This window comes from Pedobacter sp. AK013 (assembly GCF_014205835.1).
Taxonomy (GTDB): Bacteria; Bacteroidota; Bacteroidia; order Sphingobacteriales; family Sphingobacteriaceae; genus Pedobacter.
Genome location: NZ_JACHCQ010000024.1, coordinates 50,405 through 65,570, shown reverse-complemented (window position 1 = coordinate 65,570; position 15,166 = coordinate 50,405). Strand labels below are relative to the sequence as shown.

The following is a 15,166-nucleotide window of genomic DNA, read 5'->3' as shown; positions in this document are numbered from 1 at the left end:
ACAAGAAGATGATCTATTTAATTCTTTCTGCTTCGGCTTTCATTCTGACAATCCGCTGCTCTAATTCTTCCGAACTCATATTTTCACGCAGACTATCCACTTTAATTGGGAAGGATAGCGGTGTAAAGCTTTTTGGGTTGGTAATCACAATCGTTCCATGTTGGATTCGATCTAATGCAGCTGCCAATCTTGGCTCTTCCAGTTGTTGGTAAAAAACCTCGTCGTATGCCTGTCGCAAAAGTAAATTATGTTTATCGTAATCGCTAAAAACATTAAAAAATAAACCAGCAGATGACTGGAGGTGCTTATTGGCTACATATTTACCCGGATAGCCCTGAAAAACGAGTCCCGAAATGCAGGCAATATCCCTGAATTTTCGTCTTGCCATTTCTGTTGAATTGATGCTCAATGTAATGTCTTCAGTTAAATTTTCCGGCGAAAAAACCTCGTAGGCAATCGATTCATCCATAGGGATTTCTGTTTCGCTCAAGAGCTCGAAGCCATAATCATTCATGGCAATAGAAAAACTGATGGGCAGCAATTTACTTAAACGATAGGCTACTAGCGCCGCCAAAACCTCATGCACCAAACGCCCTTCAAATGGGTAGGCAAAGAGGTGAAAACCTTCTTTATTGTTAATGAGTTCTATCAGTAATTCGTCGTTTTTGGGCACATGAGAACGTTTTTCCTGAAGTAAAAACAAAGGATATACTAAATCTAATTCTTCATCCTGATGTGTTTTATCCAATGCTTCGTTGTATTTTTTTCTTAAAACTGAACCTAAATTGGAAGAGAGGGGTAAACGGCCACCATTCCAGCTCGGAGAGATTGCATTTTTCTGTTTACTAACCCGCACCACAACAGTCATGTCTTTTACCTGGATAAATTCTAAAACTCTTCCTGCCAACCTAAAATTATCGCCAGCTTTTAAACGGGTAACAAAATATTCTTCTATCATGCCAATGTAACCACCAGAAATGAATTTAACTTTCAGCATCGCGTCACTTACGATTGTTCCGATATGTAACCTGTGCCGCATAGCCAATTGTCTGCTCTTCACTTTCCAAAGCCCATCTTCATCCTTAACCACTTTTTTAAATTCGGTGTAGGCACTTAAACTGTCTCCTCCAGAGGTAATGAACTGCATTACCCAGGTCCATTCTTCGGGGAGGATAAGTTTAAAAGCATGGGTGTTCTTAATCTCTTCGTAAATAATTTTATCATCAAATCCATCGCCTATGGCCAATGTAACCAAATACTGAACCAGGGTATCAAATACCATAATAAAAGGCTCACGGCTTTCTATATTGTTTGTTTTGGCTGCTTCTTTAATTGCTGCTGCTTCCACCAATTCTAAAGCATGGGTAGGTAAAAAATATATTTTAGATATTTCGTGAGGAGAGTGGCCAGAGCGCCCCGCTCTTTGCAAAAACCTTGCTACACCTTTTGGCGACCCTACCTGAACTACCGTATCAACAGGTTTAAAATCTACACCCAGATCTAACGATGAAGTGGCAATAACTGCTTTGAGCTGCCCGGTATGTAAGGCATCTTCAATCCAGTTACGGAGTTCGAAATCTATAGATCCATGGTGTATGGCAATCCGACCAGCCAGTTCTGGTTCAATATTCAACAAATGTTGGTACCACATTTCCGATTGCCCACGGGTATTGATAAAAATTAAAGTAGTTTTACTTTTCTCGATAATCGGTAAAAGTTTATAAGCTAGTTTTAAACCCAAATGCCCTGCCCAGGGCAATGTTTCGATGTCATCAGGTAAGATTGATTTGATCTGAATTTTCTTTTCCAAATCGGCCTTAACAATGATTCTTTTGGCTTCTAAATTTGGCGCTAATACATCTAAAGCTTCCTCAATATTTCCAATGGTTGCTGAGATTCCCCAAATTCTTAAAAACTGGTTTTTCTCTAATTTTTGTAGCCCTTTAATCCGTGATATCGCCAATTCTACCAATACACCACGTTTACTCCCCAAAAGTTCGTGCCATTCATCAGCAACAATACACTTAAGATTTCTGAATAAAGTTGAAGCGCCTTTTTGTGCCAATAATAAGTGCAGGCTTTCCGGGGTAATCAACAAAATTTCAGGCATTGATTTTTTCTGCTGCAATTTTTCTGCTTGGGAGGTATCGCCATTGCGGACACCTACGTGCCAATCCAGTTCCAGCTCCAATAAAGTTTCGCGCATAGCCCTTGCAATATCTTTGGCCAAGGAGCGGAGCGGGGTAATCCAGATTAACTGCAAACGATCTTTTGCTTTCTTGTTATTAGCATCTGAGGCATTTAAGGCTTCAATCACTACCGCTAGAAATAAAGAAAAAGTTTTTCCGAAGCCCGTAGGTGCATTTACCAAGCCACTATAACCATCCAAATAATACTGCCATGCATCTTCCTGAAACTGAAAGGGCTTGCGTTTATTGGTCTTTAGCCAGGCTTTTATCTTTTTATAACCTTTGGTTTTGGTTTGGTCCATTCTCAGTATTGTTTCTTTTTATAATTATGTTCCTCAGCCTGTGTTCACTCAGACCGAAAATTCCCGAATTATATAATTTGTCTGTGCAGACACAGACCAAGGCTTAATATTATTTCTTGGAAATCAATAACAGTAATCCTTCGGTTACAGCGGTCCCGCCATTCGCTTTACCTTTTTTTTAATTACGGTTAAATGTTAATTTATTAATAACAAAAAAGGGTATCGCTGCTGTCGGGTTTAAAATCGAGAGGCAAATCTAAGTATGCTAAACCTGACAGTAGCGAACACAAGCCCGATTTTTCATCGGGCGAAGTAAAGCGAATGGCAGGGCTTTCGATTCCGATGCGCACAGGAACCTGATTTTCTAAAAACTACTTTGTTAGACTTAGTTATCAAATTTGCAGATTACTGAAACTACTTCCCTGACTTTTATCCTAACGGATCATGGAATCTCCTTACAAGGTAGATTGTAATAACTGCCTCAAATCTTCCAACGTATTAATTTCATCGGCTTTTTTATCTTTTCGCCACCGCAATATACGTGGAAAACGCAAAGCTAAACCTGCTTTATGTCGTTTACTTTCAGCAATTCCTTCAAATGCAATTTCGAAAACCAACTCGGGTTTTACCGTACGTACCGGGCCGAATTTTTCGATTGCATTGCGGGTTACAAAACTGTTTACCTCTTTTATCTCTTTATCGGTTAAGCCCGAGTAGGCTTTTGCAATAGTTACCAGATTTTCTCCATCACGAACAGCAAAAGTATAATCGGTAAAGAAATTGGCCCTTCTACCGCTTCCTTTTTGCGCATAGATCATTACGGCATCAACCGTGTACGGGTTGATTTTCCACTTCCACCAATCACCCCGTTTTCGTCCACTATGATAATGAGAGGTTAGCTTTTTAAGCATAATGCCTTCACTGTTAATCGAGCGCGAAGTTTGTCTTAAACCGGCCAGTTCATCCCACGAACTGCAATTGATTACGGGAGATATCATCACCGGACTTCCGTCTAAACCACCCATCAGTTGCTCAAGTATCTTTCTTCTAGCGCTTAAAGGTTCTTCCCTAAAATCCTTGGCTTCATATTCTAAAATATCATAAACAAAAAAAACGATGGGTGCATCTTCCAATTGTTTTTTACTAATCGTTTTACGGTTTAAGCGTTGTTGCAATGTACTAAATGATAAAACCTGTTTATCTTGCACAGCCAGTATTTCGCCGTCTAAGACCACCCCATCGGGCAAAACACCGATCATAAAATGCAATTCGGGAAATTGATCTGTAACCAGCTCTTCGCCACGGCTCCAGATAAAGAGTTCTCCATTCCGTTTTACAATCTGCCCACGTATACCGTCCCATTTCCATTCTGCCTGCCATTCAGAAATATCTCCCAGTTTTTCTGGCGCTTGTTCTAAGGCATAGGCCAGGCAAAAGGGGTAAGGCCAGGAATTATCGGTATTTACATGGATACCATTTATCAGTTCATGAAAAGTGATTTCATAAGGATTCCATTTTCCCATAATGCTATGCATAATCTGGGCGCTATCTAAACTGCTTTGTTTGGCCAATGCATTCACCAACATTTTATTGGAAACACCGATCCTGAAATTGCCCGAAATCAGTTTATTAAAAATAAAGCGTTCCTGTGTTTCAAGTTTATTCCATGCGCTCAGAATAAATTCTTTTTTGGTTTCATCATCTTTACCCTCCAGATTGTGCAACTCTTCTATCCAGGTATGCAATTGAAAATCAGAGGTATTTTCGGCAGGAGGTAATAACAGCGCAATAGTTTCACTTAAATCGCCAACATTGGCATAACTTTCGGAAAATAACCATTCGGGGGTTCTGGTAATGTTTATGGCCCAGTATTTAAGCAGGGCTGATTTAATTGGTCTTTTAGGTTTTTTACCTGTAAATAACGCAATAACCCATACTTTGTCTTTATCATCAGCGTAGTTAAAATAATTAACCAATGCCGCAATTTTATCGTTGGTTTTATTGCTCAATTCGAGCTGCTGGATCAATTGAGCAAAACGTTTCATCGTTATTTATTTTCATTTTGATCAACTAAATCTACTTTATTTTCTTCATCATCTTCCTGGCCAAACCTGGTCAAAACTTCTGCCGCTTCTATACCTTCGTCATTTAAAAAGCGGCTAAATGCAGCTGTAAAACCATGGGTAACATATACTTTTTCGGCACCTGTTGCGGTAATGGCCGCCATTAAACCTGGCCAATCTGCATGGTCGCTCAGTGCAAAACCAGCATCGGCACTTTGCCATCGGCGGTGTGCCCGCACCTGCATCCAGCCAGAACATATACCGGTAACGGGATGCGATAAATTTTTGATCCATCGGCTATCCCTCATAGCAGGCGGTACAATTACAATTCCTTTTTGTAATTCATCTTTAGTGGTTTCAGGAGTAATTCTGATGGTTTTAGGAAGGTTTACTCCGGCTTCCATAATCACTTCATTCAGGTTGGCAATACTGTTGTGTACATAAATAGGGATATCGCCAGCCAGGTTTTTAACTAAACGCTGTGCTTTGCCCAAACTATAGGCAATCAATACGCTTGTTTTCTGTTGATTGATGTTATCATGCACCCAGCTCCTAATTCCGTTGAAAACAATTTCCTGTTTTTGCCATTTGTAGACTGGCAGGCCAAAAGTGCTTTCTGAAACAAAAGAATGACACTTCACAGGCTCAAAAGGAGTGGTAATGCCATCGTCTTCAATTTTATAATCGCCAGAGATTACACAAATTTCACCTTTATATTCCAAACGTACCTGTGCGGAGCCAATAATGTGCCCGGCAGGAAAAAAAGAAATGTTTACGCCATTACGGGTAATGCTTTCTCCATACCCTAGTGTTTCTATATTTAAATCTTCACTGATCCTGCGTTTGATTATGGGTTTGGTTAAAGTATGGCACAGGTAATATTTGTTTCCAAAACGTACGTGATCGCTGTGCCCATGTGTGGTTACAGCATAATCTACAGGCCACCAGGGGTCTACGTAAAAATCACCCTGTTTACAGTAGATTCCTCTTTTGGTAAATTCTATTAATGCCATAGCTACTAAACAATAAAGTTATTAATTAGTTTTATATGAATATCGGCTAAATACCCGATAATTTAAAATATCGGCTAATTACCCGATAAATAGAAATATCGGCTAATTAGCCGATATTAGTTTTGAAATATGGATAATAAGTTCGATATTGTAATATGATTTGCATTATAACAGGCGATATTGTAGGCTCAAGAAAGATTAAAGATACTTGGTTATTAAGTCTAAAAGCTGCTTTAAAAGCTGTTTCCGATCAGAATAGCAAGTGGGAGATTTACCGGGGAGATAGTTTCCAGGTAGAAGTTGAGCCAGAAAATGCCATCAGGGCTGCTGCGTATTTAAAAGCATGTATCAGGATAAATAAACCTGCGGATGTAAGGATGGGCATTGGAATTGGTGATATCAAAAACAAGCGGAAAAAACTTTCAGAATCCAGTGGAGATGCTTTTGTAAATTCAGGAGCGGCATTTGATAGTTTAAAACAAGCTAAGGTTAATTTAGCCATTAAAACTGATTCCGCTGATTTTGATGAGGAAATTAATGTCTTAATAAAGCTTTCGCTAATATCAATGGATAGCTGGGGAGTTGTAGCTGCTGAAATGGTAAAACTTGCGTTAGAGAACAATAACCTATTACAAAGTGAACTGGCAGCCATTTCGGGCCGAACGCAATCATCCGTAAGTGAAGCATTGAAACGTGCACATTATACCGAAATTATGGAAATGGATAAGCTTTACCGTAAAAAATTGAACCAAATGATTTTAAAATAATGGATATCTATTTAATCAAGCTTATTCTTGCCCATTTAATTGGAGATTTCTTTTTACAACCAAACGCTTGGGTAAAAGATAAAGAAAGGAAGAAATTAAGCTCAATAAAGCTCTATTTGCATGTGGTCATCCACATAGCTTTGATATTCCTTATTTTTTTAGACTTTGGCGTTTGGAAGGTTGCATTTTCAATAGGGGTATTTCATCTTTTGATTGATGCGCTAAAATCAATTTTTCAGACCAAGAAAAATGCCCGGATACTGTTTTTTGCTGATCAGGTTCTGCATTTTACTTCGATAATAGTGGTGTGGCACTTTTTTTATAAAGGAAGTTTAAACATCAGTTTTTTTAATGAAACCAAAACATGGCTTTTAATAGCGGGGGCTTTGTTTTTAACTATGCCTACATCGATTGTAATGAAGGTGATCATTGCTAAATGGATCCCAGATAATCAGCCTGATAGCCCAAAATCGTTAGAGAATGCAGGTAAATATATCGGGATATTGGAAAGAGTGCTGATTTTCTTGTTTATCTTAACCAATCATTTCGAAGCCGTTGGCTTTTTACTTGCAGCCAAATCTATATTTCGGTTCGGCGATTTAAAAGAAGCGCACGACCTTAAATTAACAGAATATGTACTAATTGGCACTTTGTTAAGCTTTGGTATAGCTATTGTAACTGCCATGCTTATTCAAATGTTTATCGCATAAAAAAAGCAGCCCGAAAGCTGCTTTTAAATTTTTCTATCTTGCTCCTGGAGGGCAATTTTCTTTTAAAAACTTAGTATAAGTTAAAGATAAATGTTTACCGGTTCCTTCGCCCTCAGAGATGCTGTGGGTACGGTTTGGATAACTCATCAATTGAAAAACCTTTTCGTTTTTAATTAGCTCGTTAATCAGTATTTCGGCATTTTGATAATGCACATTATCGTCGCCTGTGCCATGGATGTATAATAAATTACCTTTTAAGTTTTTGGCATAAGTAATGGGAGAGCCTTTAATATAAGCCTCTTTACTTGGAAAAGGTGTACCCATATAACGTTCCTGATAAACATTATCGTAAGTTAATTGATTGCCAACAGCCGCAATTGCAATACCTGTTTTATAAATTTCAGGATATTGGAACATTAGGTTTAATGTAGAAGAACCGCCACCACTCCAGCCCCAAACAGCCACTCGGTCTTTATCCATATAAGCATGGGTAGCCAATAATTTTTTAGCGGCCATAGCCTGATCCCGAATATTGATCACACCAATATTTTTATAAATACTTTTACGCCACGAGCTTCCTTTTGGAAGAGGTGCGCCTCTATTATCCATCGAAATATAGATATAACCATCTTTAGCCATATCGCCATCATATAAACGATTTGTACCTGCACCATTAACATCTGTCGCCGTTGCACTTGCAGGCTCGCCATAAACATAGAATAGAACAGGATATTTCTTACTTGGATTAAAGTTATCAGGTTTTTTCATCCAACCATCCATTTCAATGCCATCCTCAGTAGTTACTTTAAAAAAATCAACTTTGTTTTTGGTTGCCGGCTGTTTAGCTAATTGTGTAGTAATGCTTCCATCCATTGTAAATGGATTCCCTGTAGTAAAGTTCATCCACTCTGCAATTGGCTTAACAAGCGAACTGTTATACGAATGGCGTGCAAAAGCAGCATTAGGCGAAATATCGTAATTGTGTGTTCCCGGTAAAACCGAAGGCGTAACCTGTTCTAATTTACCTTTGCCATCTAATTTAGTTTTGAAAAGGTACTTCTGAGTAGCATTTGTTGGTGAGGCCAGAAAATAAACCAAGTTATTTTTTACATCGATCAATTTTACATCAATCACATCATAATTGCCTTTCGTAACCAAAGTTTCTTTTTTTCCATCAATACTGATCCTGTACAGGTGATCCCAACCATCTTTGTCTGATACGATGGTAAATTCTTTATTGTCATTAAGCCATTTCCATTCATCCTGTGCATCGATCCATGCTTTTGCCTTTTCAGTATAAACAACTTTTGCATCACCTGTACCGGCATTGCAGATAAATACCTTACTTTCGTTCTGCTCGCGGTTAAGCTGCTGTAAAATGATATTATTGCTGTTCGGAACCCATTGCATACGTGGAATATAGTGCTGAATATTATCTCCAGGAACATTCAGCCAATTTGTTTTAGCTGTTGTAACATCAACCACACCAACTTTACAGGCAGACGGATTTTCTCCCACCTTTGGATATTCAACAGGGATGGTGTACGGATAAATGGAATCTGTATTGTTGATCATTAAGAAATTTTTGATCTTCGTTGCATCAAGTTGCCAATAAGCGATAGATTTGCCATCCGGACTCCATCTAAAACCATCACGGCAATCAAATTCTTCTTCATAAACCCAATCGAAAGTACCGTTAATCATTCGCGCGGTACCATCAGTAGTTAAGGCCTTTGCCCCAGTGCCATCAATATTTTCTACATACAAGTTGTGTTTACTTACATAAGCAACCTTGCTGCCATCGGGCGATAATTTCGCAAACATCAGAGATGAGGCCGGTTTATCTTTTCCAATCTGGGTAATCTTATTAGCAGTTAAATCTGCCAACCAATAATCGCCACGCGTTTCGTAACGCCAAACTTTTTTACTGTTGGTATAAATCAATGCTTTTGTACCATCATCAGACAATTGAAAACTTCTTACTGCTATGGCATTATCTTTTCCGGCAGGCGTTAACAGTGCCCTCGATAAAATTGTTTTTCTGTCGCTTTTAGGGAGAGTAACCGAAATAATTTCTCCATTTGCAATCTGGTAGTAGGAGTTGCCGTCTTTTGCCCAATTGATATTTTGAGCTTTTGCATCAATTATCGAACAAAATGCTATACAAGCAATTGATAACCTGAATAATAATCTTTTAATCATATATAATTTTTGGACATAAAAAAAGCTTTTTAACTTTCGGGCTAATTTAAATAAAAAGCCTGCAGTTAAAAAGCTGTAAATTATCTGGAATTGGTTAATTATTCACCACCACCTTGCATTGCTTTCAATTCGTCCATAGTTACTACCTCGTAACCAGTAGGAATTTCAGTATTAATGGCGCCTACTTTAGCTTCAGAAAGAGATTTTAGAACCAAGTCTGAATTTACACCATTAATTACTGCCGAATATTTTACAGGAAGAGCTCCCAAACCTTTGAAGAAACCACCATTGGTAATTGCCGCAATATCAACATCTTTAGTTGCCCATAACTCATGCGCTCCACCTTTGTCATCTTTGTAAGTGTATTTTTCAGCACTAAACCCAGCAATTGTCTGTTTTTCTCCAGTTGCTTTATAGTCAGAATATTTGGGTAATAAAGCTTCTTGTGCTTCTGTTTCTGCTTTGCTCACCTTTACCGCGAATTGTTTTTGAGCCACCGGAACATCAATTAATAATAATCCGGTTTTATCTGCCGTATTTGAAATGATATTCACCATGGCTGGGCCATTTTCAATTTCTATTTTGGTTAAACTACCATTAAATTTAGTTTTAATGTCAGTTGTTGCGCCATTAGCCGTTACTGCAAATACCAAAGTACCTTCAGCAATTTTCTTTTGTGCATGGGCAATTATAGCAGTACTTACCAAGATTAAAGCTACAACACTGGTTTTGATTGATTTGAACATGTTTTATTTCAGTTTTTAGTTATTTACCAATTAATTTTTTCTTTTTTCAAAAACGAAGAAATCCCTTTTTTAAAATCTTCACTTTCTCTTACCATGGCATTGATCTGTACCGCGGTTTCCAAACTCTTTTCTAAGTTCGGATTAACAGTTTGAGTAATCAGCTGTTTGGTAACCATTAATGAATTGCCCGAACTTTCTGTACACAAACTTAATGCAAATTCTCTTGTTTTTTGATGAATTTCGGATGAATTTGTTACAAAATTTATCAAATTATATTTCAATGCCTGCTCGGCAGAGAAGGTTTTGCCTGTTAGTAAAATTTCTTTGGCGATGGATTCGCTCACCTTTTGTTTTAAAAAACAAGAAACTATTGCTGGTACGAAACCTATTTTTACTTCAGTATAACCAAAATTACTTTCAGGGGTAGCGAAAACAATATCACATATGGTTGCCAAACCACAGCCACCAGCAATGGCATGACCTTCTACCTGGGCAATAACTACCTTTGGCAAATAATAAATGGTTGTAAATAGTTTTTTTAAATGATTAGAGTCGGCTACGTTTTCTTCAAATGTATTGTGCTGTAATTGCTGAAGATATGCTAAATCGGCACCAGCACTAAAAGCACCACCATTTGCATTTAATATGACTACTTTTACCAGGTCATCTTCTGATGCTTTTATAAATGCGGAGGTTAATTCAGCAATAAGTTGAGGGTTTAATGCATTTCTCTTTTCGGTCCTGTTGATCGTTATCGTTGCTATTCTTTCAGCAACCTGATATAAAACCAGATTTTCCATGTTATTGGGTTAGTTGTACCAAATATGCTTTATTTTTCTTTAAAACCTGTACATCTATATCATTATTCTCGATATACTTCTTTAAGATCTGAATTTTATAATCTTTATTGGTGGCATCTATTATGGCCGTTTTATATCTTATACCAGTATCTATTTTGGTTAAGTTAAATTTAGTATTTCCATTTAACCAAATACTCGAAAAGGTAGCATCTCCATTTATCTTTTTATTATTCAGATTCTCATCAATCAAGAGTATCCTATAGTGAAAAAAGGCAATTTGATTGTTCTTTAATACGAACTGCCCTAAAACGGTGTCTTTCTTAAAATCAATAATAGATATTTTTTTTAATTGTAATTGGGTTAATGCCGGTTGAATAGAAAAGGAATAGTTTTTATCTTCACTACTTAAATCTGAAACTAAAACAGCTTCTTTTCCATTAATAAATGCCGCCGCATAATTTTTTCTCAGGGAAAAGAAAATGATTTTCCTCTGGTTAAAAATCTTTAGATCATCGCGCACAATTAAAAGTTGATAACAGACAAACAGGAGTAGAGAAGAAAACAAAAGTTGTTTGTTAAATTTTGTCAATGCATAAATAAACAAGCCTAACGAGAGACTCAATAAGGAAAATTCGGGCAAATTAATCCATATTGATGAAAGGCTGGCATATGGCAAATCAGCAATCCACTTTAGGGTAGCATTTGTGAAATTTATTATCCATTCGAAAACCGGAGCCAAAAATCCGAATGATGGGATTAATACTACAATCCCTAAATACATCATTAATATTAATGGGATGGTGATGAAGAGATTCGCAAAAAGGAAATAAAGTGGAAATAGATGGAAATAATAAATACTTAATGGAAACGTAACTATTTGTGCAGCTAAAGACATGGATACGAAACTCCATAATTTATCTATCCAATTATGTTCTGTATAAAGAAGGTTGTAAATTTTAGGCTGAAGATAAATTAATCCGAAAACGGCCAGGTAGGAGAGTTGAAATCCAACATCCCAGATTAAAAATGGATTGTAAACGAGTTGACAGAATGCAGAAAAGGCTAAAACATTATAACTATTTGTTTTCTTAGATAAAACTTTAGCCGTTATTAAAATACTGATCATTATGGCTGAGCGAACGACAGAAGGCGATAATCCGGTTAGCAGAGCATATGCCCAAATTAAAGTACAGACGATTAATATTTTTATCATCCTTAATGCCCGATTCTTATTCAAAAAGAAGAACATAAAATCTAAAACGAAATAGATGATTGCCACATGCGCACCTGACACCGATAAAGCATGGATCGTTCCTGTATTGGAATACGCAGATAAAGTTTCCTTACTTAAATCGGCACGGTAGCCTAAAATAAGAGTAGAGGCTACGGCAAAAGCTTCGTCACTTTTAATTAAGGTTCTATATTTTGCTACTTGCTTTTCTCTTATATTTAAAGCCGTCTTTATCACCCGATTACCGACATTGTTTTTGGTGCTAACGATATGATCCTGATTTATAAATGCCTGGTGATAAATATTCTGACTGCCCAGCCAAGCTTTAAAATCAAATTCTGCAGGATTATATGGAGGTTCTACTTCGGTATATTTTACCGATATCATCATTTCGTCGCCATACTTTAGTTTGATGGGGTTTAAACTGTCTAATTTTACAGTAAGCAGCATTTGGCCCGATAAGCTCATTTGCTTATTTTTTTTGTATCCAGTTAATACCTTTGCTTTAAAGCGTACAATATTACTATTTTGCTGAGGCTCATTATTAATCCAAACTTTTAAATAATCGCACCCAGCTTTTGCAAAGTAACCTTGGTTTAAACTTTCGTTATTGAGCAGGCAAAACAAACCGCCAAGACTGAAAAAAAGTATATAAATTAAAATACCAACAGCACCTTTGTAACGATATACATTGAATCTTTTATAAGTGACATTTAAAAATAAAATACTCAGTAAAATAACAGATAGGGTTAAAGTCAACCATTTAATGTATACTAATGCTGGAAAGAAATAAAAAATATAGATACCTAAAATGAAAGGAAATAGGATCCTGACAAAAACATATTCGGTCTTAAACATGGTTTAAAATTGATAGCGTACTTGAATTTTAACTTCCGATTTTTTATTACCCTTAATTTCGTCCAGATAAGTCCCTACTGTTTCTACGTCCTTATAAACGAATAACCCATATCGAATCCAAACGTTTAGTTTTTTAACTACGTTGTACCTCAGGTTGAGGTAGGTTCTAAAACCTTTTCCGTTATACATTCCAAAAGCAAAACTGTATAAAACATCATCTTCATACGCATAAATCCTGCTGTTATAACTCGGGGTATTGAAATAGGCAAACCTTATATTGCCTGTTAGCTTAGCGAACATGGGCGAATAGTCTATATCCTGATAAACAAGGTAGCCAAATTCCCTATTTGCACTCCCTTTCTTATATTGAGAAATCTCTAAACGGTTTTGAAACTGCCAACTCTTATTCAATTGCCAGTTTGCCTCTGCTCGGTAACCTTCTCTTTTTACAGGGTCTAAAAAATTTACAGGAACATCCAGATCAGTATTCTGTTGTTTATATTCTGTTTTAAATCGAACTAAAATTTTAAAGGTTTTGCTTGGTGTATAAACGGCTTGGGCTAAAACCTCATAACCCTGTGAGGGCTCATCAACACGATATTTTAACCATGGGAACCGAAAAAAATCACCATAGAAAGAAAAGGCCCATTGTTTATTCGGGTTAACATTTAAACCCGCATACAATCCTTTTTCATTTACAGCTTCGCTCGATTCGGATACTGCCTGATTAAAGAAACTGTGATAATCTTTAGCATAATTGCGATAGGTTAAGGCTGCAGAAACGGCTGGCGATAAACTAATGAGTACACCATTAATGTAAGCATAGCCACCACCTAAACCTTTTGCTGCCTCGCCATAGAGGTACATATTATTGTAGGTATAATTATAAAATATACCCAAATTAGTTAACGATTTGCCAGTGAAACTATACCAGTCGTAGGCTGCAGCTTGCGTAATAAAACGATTCTTATAATTGGTATGATAAGCTATAGCACCAACAGCAAATTCGTTTTTGGCATATTGAACTGTAGTTCCAAACACACTCTGTGCCAAAACACCTTTATTCTTAATCTCTGTAGGCGTTCTATGCAACCCAGTTTGATTAATTGTAGACTGAATTAAGTTTCCATCAGAATCTAACTTTTGACTAGCATCAAGATTGCGGAATGAGACAAAAGGAGTAATGTCTATATTCTTAAATAAATTAATTGTTGCAGCGCTGCCTCTAAAGAAGGAATATTCATTGGTAGAATTGTAAGGCCTTAAACCTAAATCTTTTTTAGCTACGCTGGTTACGTCGGGCCCTTTGCCATAGGAAAAACCCGACCATAAGGTTAAGCCCTGGCCGAATTGCAGTGTATAATCGCCAACTACCAATTTTTTTAATTTACCCAATTTGAATAGCGTGATATTTCCTGAATAAAAATCGAAAGGCTTACCAATAAATTTTTCTCCGGCATCTTTATCTAAAGTTATGGCAGCTGATAGGATTGAATTATATTGATACCGGTAACGCATCTGAAATCTTTCTGGCGAACCTAAATACCTGTTCCCAGGTAAATCGGTATAACCCCTCTGTTTTTGCAAAGTTTGCGCGAAACGCATCATCAGGTCATTTTCACCAGCACGTATGAGGTTTTTAAAACTGAGTTCCTGATATTCGGCGATATTGGTTAATGTTACAAATGGAAGCAAGGTTTGGATTGTTTTAATATCAAAGCCAGCAATACTTTGTAATTCGAGTACATCTGCAAGCGGACCATTTTCCTTTATATGTGTAAAAAAATTACCAATCTGTAAGGGTGATAGGAAAACCAAAGTTTTTAATTCTTCAACTGAGGTACGGTTCAGGTTAATTGGATGTTTACGATATTTCTCCAAAATATCAACCAACTCGGTCATATCATAATCATCAGGCAGGTTTTCAGCTATACTCTCCAAAATATCGCGTATATCTGTTTCTTGTGCATGGGTTTGGGCATTTGCCATAAATCCAATCATCACAAAGGCAGCAATTAATATCTTAAACGCATAACGACTTCCAGTTAGAAGTTTATTGTAAAGATCAGTAAGCCATGAAATTACCGTTTTATAGCTGCGAAATATTGTATCTCCATAAGGATTTACTGGTGGCAACCAATTACCAACTAATGCAAATAGAACGACACCCAAATGTTTCTTGGGAAATAAATAATAGGGGAAAGGAACGGGCAATAACGCACACCATATTTTCATAAGCAGGGGTTAAACTGGTTAATAAAAAATAGGGTGATTTTTGTATTGGT

10 protein-coding genes are annotated in these 15,166 nt (G+C 37.0%); 2 read left to right on the top strand and 8 right to left on the bottom strand.

Annotated elements, in window-relative coordinates:
• Window positions 1-13: 13 nt before the first annotated feature.
• From HDC90_RS16240 to HDC90_RS16230, 3 genes are all read right to left on the bottom strand, one after another.
• Window positions 14-2,491, bottom strand: a complete 2,478-nt coding sequence (locus tag HDC90_RS16240; protein WP_184468196.1) for a ligase-associated DNA damage response DEXH box helicase — start codon at window positions 2,489-2,491, stop codon at window positions 14-16.
• Between the two features lie 455 nt (window positions 2,492-2,946).
• A complete protein-coding gene (locus HDC90_RS16235; RefSeq protein ID WP_184468194.1) occupies window positions 2,947-4,536 on the bottom strand; it encodes an ATP-dependent DNA ligase in 1,590 nt (529 codons plus the stop codon).
• Between the two features lie 2 nt (window positions 4,537-4,538).
• Complete coding sequence (locus HDC90_RS16230; protein ID WP_184468192.1) at window positions 4,539-5,567, bottom strand: ligase-associated DNA damage response exonuclease; 1,029 nt, start codon at window positions 5,565-5,567, stop codon at window positions 4,539-4,541.
• 155 nt (window positions 5,568-5,722) lie between these two features.
• Here HDC90_RS16230 and HDC90_RS16225 point away from each other — a divergent pair, with 155 nt between their 5' ends.
• Both HDC90_RS16225 and HDC90_RS16220 read left to right on the top strand, forming a co-directional pair.
• Entirely contained in the window at window positions 5,723-6,334 is a 612-nt protein-coding gene (locus HDC90_RS16225) for a SatD family protein (RefSeq protein WP_184468190.1), read from the top strand.
• Window positions 6,334-7,044: a DUF3307 domain-containing protein gene (locus HDC90_RS16220; protein ID WP_184468188.1), complete on the top strand. Its 711-nt coding sequence runs from the start codon at window positions 6,334-6,336 to the stop codon at window positions 7,042-7,044. The genes HDC90_RS16225 and HDC90_RS16220 overlap by 1 nt, the downstream gene beginning before the upstream one ends.
• A 33-nt stretch (window positions 7,045-7,077) precedes the next feature.
• Here HDC90_RS16220 and HDC90_RS16215 read toward each other — a convergent pair whose 3' ends face one another.
• The 5 genes from HDC90_RS16215 to HDC90_RS16195 form a co-directional block, all read right to left on the bottom strand.
• Window positions 7,078-9,246 (bottom strand): S9 family peptidase, encoded by a 2,169-nt coding sequence (locus HDC90_RS16215; protein WP_184468186.1) that lies wholly within the window; start codon window positions 9,244-9,246, stop codon window positions 7,078-7,080.
• 98 nt (window positions 9,247-9,344) lie between these two features.
• Window positions 9,345-9,992, bottom strand: a complete 648-nt coding sequence (locus tag HDC90_RS16210) for a DUF4412 domain-containing protein (protein WP_184468184.1) — start codon at window positions 9,990-9,992, stop codon at window positions 9,345-9,347.
• 23 nt (window positions 9,993-10,015) lie between these two features.
• Window positions 10,016-10,792 carry an enoyl-CoA hydratase/isomerase family protein gene (locus tag HDC90_RS16205; protein ID WP_184468182.1) on the bottom strand — a complete coding sequence of 259 codons (777 nt, stop codon included), beginning with the start codon at window positions 10,790-10,792 and terminating at the stop codon, window positions 10,016-10,018.
• Between the two features lies 1 nt (window position 10,793).
• Window positions 10,794-12,881 carry a ComEC/Rec2 family competence protein gene (locus tag HDC90_RS16200; RefSeq protein WP_184468180.1) on the bottom strand — a complete coding sequence of 696 codons (2,088 nt, stop codon included), beginning with the start codon at window positions 12,879-12,881 and terminating at the stop codon, window positions 10,794-10,796.
• 3 nt (window positions 12,882-12,884) lie between these two features.
• The gene (locus HDC90_RS16195; protein WP_255497718.1) at window positions 12,885-15,116 is read right to left on the bottom strand and encodes a helix-hairpin-helix domain-containing protein; all 2,232 of its coding nucleotides are present in this window, start codon (window positions 15,114-15,116) and stop codon (window positions 12,885-12,887) included.
• Window positions 15,117-15,166 lie beyond the last annotated feature (50 nt).